Below are 2,928 nucleotides of genomic sequence, written 5' to 3'. Positions count from 1 at the left end.
CTCTGGGCGGACGGGGCCGACGTCGACTGGGCGGCGTTCTACGCCCCGACCGGGGCCCGTACCGTCGACCTGCCCACGTACGCCTTCCAGCGGGAGCGCTACTGGCCGAGGCCGCAGCTCCGGGCGGGCGAACCCGTCGCCGGGGGTGGCGCGGACGCCGCGTTCTGGGAGATCGTCGAGGGTGGCGACCCGGACGCGTTCACGCAGTCGCTCGGGCTCGCACCCGATGCCGACCCCGGCCGTGTCCTGGAAGCCCTGAGCGCGTGGCAGCGCCGCCGGAGCGAGGGTGCCGCCGTCGACCGGCTCGGTTACCGGATCGACTGGACGCCCACCGGCCCGGCCAACAGCACGGAGGTGTCCGGGAACTGGCTGCTCGTGGAGCCGGAATCGGCGGACGCAGACGGCCTCTGGGCGGATGCAGTCGCCGAGGAGCTGGCGGCGCGCGGTGCCCGGGTCACCCGGCTGCGGCTGGACGCCGGGGATCTGGACCGTGCCGCGCTGGCCGGTCGCCTCGCGGAGTCCGTCGAGTCCTCCGGCCGTACGACGCACTTGGTGTCGTTCCTCGGTCAGGACGAGCGGGAGCACACGGGGCGTCCCGGTCTCACGTACGGTCTGACGGCCACGACCACGCTGATGCAGGCCCTGGCCGATGCCGGGGCGGCGGTCAGGGTGTGGTCCGTGACGTCGGGCGCCGTGTCCGCGGGCGCGGGCGATGAACTCGCGCATCCGGCACGGGCCGCCGTCTGGGGCCTGGGCCGGGTCGTCGCGCTGGAGGAGCCGGAGCGCTGGGGCGGTCTGGTCGATGTGCCGGAGCGGCCGGCCGGTGGGGCCGTCGCCCGGCTGGTGGAGGCACTGGCCGGTGGCGCCGATGGCGAGGACCAGTTGGCCGTGCGCGGCGGGGCCGTGCTCGGACGGCGGCTCGTTCCCGCGTCGCTGTCCCTGGCGCCGCGGAGCACGGACGCCGGATGGACACCCTCGGGCACGGTCCTGATCACTGGTGGCACCGGGGCGCTGGGGGGCAGGCTGGCCCGCTGGGCGGTCGACCGGGGTGCACAGCACCTCGGCCTCGTCAGCCGCCGGGGCGAGGACGCCCCGGGCGCCCTCGAACTCCGTACGGAGCTGGAAGCGCGTGGCGTGACCGTCACCTTCGCCGGCTGCGACCTCGCCGACCGTACGTCCCTCGCGTCGGCCCTCGACCGGATCGAGGCCGCAGGGCCCGCGATCCGGTCCGTCTTCCACGCGGCGGGCCTCACCGAGGGCGTGGCTCTCGGCGACGCCGACACCGACTCGCTCGCCGCGATGCTGGGCGCCAAGGCGGCCGGGGCGGCGAACCTCGACGCACTGCTCGGTGACCGGGACCTCGACGCGTTCGTGCTCTACTCCTCGATCGCCGCCACCTGGGGCAGCGGCGGACAGAGCGGATACGCGGCCGCCAACGCCTACCTCGACGCCCTCGCGACCCGGCGCCGTGGCCAGGGAAGGGCTGCCACCGCTGTCGCCTGGGGCCCGTGGGACGGCGGCGGTATGGCCGCCGCCGAGGGCGCCCAGGACGATCTGCGCAGGCGGGGACTGCCCGCCCTGTCACCGGACGACGCGATGGCCGCGCTGGAGTCGGCGCTGTCCGCGGGTGAGCCCTGCGTGTCGGTCGTGGACGTCGACTGGGAACGCTTCCTGCCGACGTTCACCCTGCGCCGGCCGAGCGCGCTGTTCGCCGCGTTCGAAACGGCGCCCGCCGCCGGCCACGACCGGAGCGACGGTGCCGCCGACGACGGGAACGACACCTCCGCCCGCCTGCGGGAGCAGCTGCGCGACCTCGACGGCAGGGAGCGGCGCCGCCACGTCCTCGCCCTCGTCCGCGACGAGGCCGCGGTGGTCCTCGGGCACGCGAGCGCCTCGGCCATCGCACCGGAGCACGCCTTCCGCGAGCTCGGGTTCGATTCGCTCACCGCGGTCGAGTTCCGTGACCGGCTGCGCGTGGCGACCGGCCTTTCGCTGTCCGCCACGCTGGTCTTCGACCACCCCACGGCGGCGGTGCTCGCCGACTTCCTGGTCGACCGGCTGCTCGGTACCGAGCAGCGGCCCGAGCAGATCGAGGCCGCCCAGGCGGCCCTGGATGAGCCGGTCGCGATCGTCTCGATGGGCTGCCGCTTCCCCGGCGGCGCCACGGACCCGCAGAGCCTGTGGCAGCTGGTCTCCGGGGCGGCCGACGCCATCACCCCGTTCCCCACCGACCGGGGCTGGGACCTGGAGGCGCTCGACGCCGCCGGTTCCGCCTTCACGCGGGAAGGCGGCTTCCTCCCCGGTGCCGCCGACTTCGACGCCGCCTTCTTCGGTATCTCGCCGCGCGAGGCCCTGGCCATGGACCCGCAGCAGCGGCTGCTCCTCGAAGTCGCGTGGGAGTCCCTGGAACGCGCGGGCATCGCCCCGCTGTCCCTGAAGGGCGACAAGGTCGGCGTCTTCGTCGGAGCCGGCAGCTCCGGCTACCTCAGCCAGGTGAACGACGTGCCCGACGGGGTCGGCGGCCACCTGATCACCGGTAACTCGGGCAGTGTCCTGTCCGGCCGGATCTCGTACGCGCTGGGCCTCGAAGGCCCGGCCGTCACCGTCGACACGGCCTGCTCCTCCTCGCTCGTCGCCCTGCACCTCGCCGTGCAGGCGCTCCGTTCCGGGGAGTGCTCACTCGCTCTCGCGGGCGGTGCCACGGTCATCGCGGGCCCCGACGCGTTCATCGACTTCGCCCACCAGGGCGGACTCGCCAGCGACGGCCGCTGCAAGGCGTTCTCCGACGAAGCCGACGGCACCGGCTGGTCCGAAGGGGTCGGCCTGCTCCTGGTGGAGCGTCTTTCGGACGCCCGGCGCAACGGCCACCGTGTGCTGGCGGTCGTGCGCGGCACGGCGGTCAACCAGGACGGCGCCTCGAATGGTCTG

At 74.8% G+C, this 2,928-nt stretch carries 1 protein-coding gene; it reads left to right on the top strand.

All coding sequences use genetic code 11. From position 1 onward, the window contains the following. On the top strand, positions 1-2,928 hold a 2,928-nt coding region (locus tag B082_RS0132620; RefSeq protein ID WP_018555983.1), incomplete at both ends, for an SDR family NAD(P)-dependent oxidoreductase.

Source organism: Streptomyces sp. ATexAB-D23, from assembly GCF_000373645.1.
Classification (GTDB): domain Bacteria; phylum Actinomycetota; class Actinomycetes; order Streptomycetales; family Streptomycetaceae; genus Streptomyces; species Streptomyces castrisilvae.
Note: the sequence above shows the minus strand (reverse complement) of the source record. Positions and strands in the feature narration are given on the sequence as shown.